This window comes from Pseudoalteromonas sp. SR45-5, assembly GCF_014163565.1.
In the GTDB taxonomy this organism is placed as follows: domain Bacteria; phylum Pseudomonadota; class Gammaproteobacteria; order Enterobacterales; family Alteromonadaceae; genus Pseudoalteromonas; species Pseudoalteromonas distincta.
In genome coordinates this window covers 1-2,527 of record NZ_JACJDN010000574.1, presented here as the reverse complement: position 1 = coordinate 2,527, position 2,527 = coordinate 1, and the positions used below count along the sequence as shown (strand labels likewise).

The 2,527-nt window shown below is 40.7% G+C and carries 3 protein-coding genes; 1 reads left to right on the top strand and 2 read right to left on the bottom strand.

The window, feature by feature from the left end; genetic code table 11:
• Both H5072_RS16675 and dnaQ read right to left on the bottom strand, forming a co-directional pair.
• Positions 1–1,288, bottom strand: a 1,288-nt coding sequence (locus tag H5072_RS16675; RefSeq protein WP_182694171.1) for a TIGR03503 family protein, incomplete at its 3' end; no start/stop codon positions are given.
• 9 nt (positions 1,289–1,297) lie between these two features.
• Positions 1,298–2,011 (bottom strand): DNA polymerase III subunit epsilon, encoded by a 714-nt coding sequence (dnaQ, locus tag H5072_RS16670; protein WP_182694170.1) that lies wholly within the window; start codon positions 2,009–2,011, stop codon positions 1,298–1,300.
• Positions 2,012–2,079: 68 nt separating this feature from the next.
• Here dnaQ and rnhA point away from each other — a divergent pair.
• Positions 2,080–2,527: ribonuclease HI (gene rnhA / locus H5072_RS16665; RefSeq protein ID WP_182694169.1), on the top strand; the 448-nt coding region annotated here is incomplete at its 3' end.

Here is a 2,527-nt window from a genome sequence, read left to right as displayed (position 1 = left end):
TGTCGGCAACATCACCTTCACTTGTTTTCTTTTTCTTTAAAAAAGGCAGCTTCACTTTAAATTTAATCGGTTTTTTCTGAACAAATATACGAATTAACAACCATCCGAGTAATAAAATGAGCGTATTGCAGCCTACAATTAAACTAATAATTGTCGAGGTGGCCATTTTTTCTTCAGCTAGTTCACTCTCAATCATTTTATCTGGGGTAATAATTGTTGCCGAATCAATTTCGGGCACCGCTTCTATGGGTCGTTCTATCTCAAATTTATACGTTGGTAGCGTTGCCATAAATTCACGGCCATTAATATTAGTGCCAAAAACAGACAGTTCAACACTATATCTACCCCAATCATAATTTTTAACACTAAGCTGACGTGAGTCTTTAGCTGCAGCATCTATGGTAAACATTTGCTCTTCGTTATTGGGATAGTAGATTTTTCCCTGGATGATGACTGTCTCTGGCTTAACAATACTTGGGTCTATATTTATAGTTAACAGATGCTCGTCTGTGTCTTGTTCTGCTAACGCGACATCGGTTATAAAAGGTGGCTCGTGCACTTCTATTGTATTTTGCACAATGCGGCGCTGCAGCAGAGGTGTTGCCACGTAAAGCTCTGGTGTCCATTCACCCGCAGGAAAATCTAAAGTAAACTCGCCGGTAAACACACCATCTTTAGGACGCTCATCAAATCCACGTCCATCGTCTTTAAATTCCGCTACTTCTTGAATGCCTGCGCCAAAGTTAGCAAAGTTTTCATTGTTGGTACTTACAAAGTCAACATTAAGGCTCACAACATCCCTAAATAGGTTTGTGTTAATTGGCTCACCGTCGTTTAGTATTTTCCCGGTGATTTTTATTGTCTCCCCCCTAAACAACATTGAAGGAAGAGGCTCTGCCTCAAGAGATATTTCGCCTAATACAACTATTCTGCTGTTGGGTAAAATACTGCCTATTACTTGCCAAGGACCCGCCATAGGTTTTTTTATGGTAACTAAATCGTAGGTGAGTTCGTCAAACCAATCTAAGTTAGGGTTTTTAACTGAGTCAGTAGCAAAGTACTTACTGCCATCGGGCCGCACTAAAATAACAGCAGGTGCACCTGATTTTCTAAAAAACAGCAGTGTTATTTCATCTATTTTGCTATCTATGCGAAAACGATTATCAAGTAAAGGGATCTCATTTTGATGCCCATCGCGCTTGAGCACTTCTACTTGTTTTACGCCATATGCATTGCCAGTAAATAAACTAGCGGCACATAACGCTGTTACAAAATACATCGTTTTCATTAAATCGCCTTATTCTGCGCGCCATATACATTGGCCGCCTTCTTTGTTTACAAGATCTAATCGTGCTTCGTGTGCGCTTTGCTCAGCGTCGCTTGCTCGCAATACAACTAATGGGGCTCTATCGCTATTTAAACGCTTTATACCGCCTTTCTGTTGCTCGCTGCCGTCATCTTTGTTTTGATTCAAATTCAGCTTTGTTTGACCACCCGTCATGGCAAGGTAAACATCGGCTAAAATTTCAGAATCCAGTAGCGCGCCGTGAAGTGTTCGCTTTGCGTTATCTACATCGTAACGACGACATAATGCATCAAGATTGTTCTTTTGACCTGGATGCAAGTCACGCGCCATTTTAAGCGTGTCGAGAACTTGACAAAAAGTCTCTGTTTTAGGATAGCCCTGATTAAGTAGTGCAAATTCATTATCCATATGGCCAATATCGAACGGCGCGTTATGAATAACTAACTCTGCCCCTTCAATATAGTCGAAAAACTCTTGGGCAATTTGATGAAATAACGGTTTATCACGTAAAAATTCGTTAGTGATACCGTGAACGTCGATTGCTTCTTCTTCGCTTGGGCGTTGTGGGTTTATATAAACGTGAAAGTTATTGCCTGTTAAACGGCGATTTACTAACTCCACACAACCAATTTCTATAATACGGTGCCCTTGTTTAGGGTCGATGCCGGTGGTTTCTGTATCTAAAACTATTTGTCTACGTGCCATATCGAATTTAGCCTGATTCTGGTATCTTTCTATAATCACTTTATTGTACATAAGATCAAGGTAAAACAGTGCAAAAAACCGTAGAGATTTACACCGACGGCTCATGTTTAGGTAATCCAGGCCCCGGCGGTTATGGTATTTTTATGATTTATAACGGCCACGAAAAAAAAATGAGCCAAGGTTATAAACTCACAACAAATAACCGAATGGAAATGCTCGCGGCTATTGTAGCCCTAGAATCACTCACTCGAGAATGCGATGTAAACCTAACAACCGATAGCCAATATGTTAAGCAAGGCATTGAATCGTGGATCACTAACTGGAAAAAACGTGGCTGGTTAACATCAGCTAAAAAGCCGGTTAAAAACGTCGATTTATGGAAACGCTTAGATAAAGCCTGTAGCGAGCACAATGTAACTTGGAAGTGGGTTAAAGGGCATAGCGGCAATAAATACAACGAAATAGTTGACGATTTAGCGCGCGATGCCGCTGGCAGTAAAGATTTACTAGAAGATG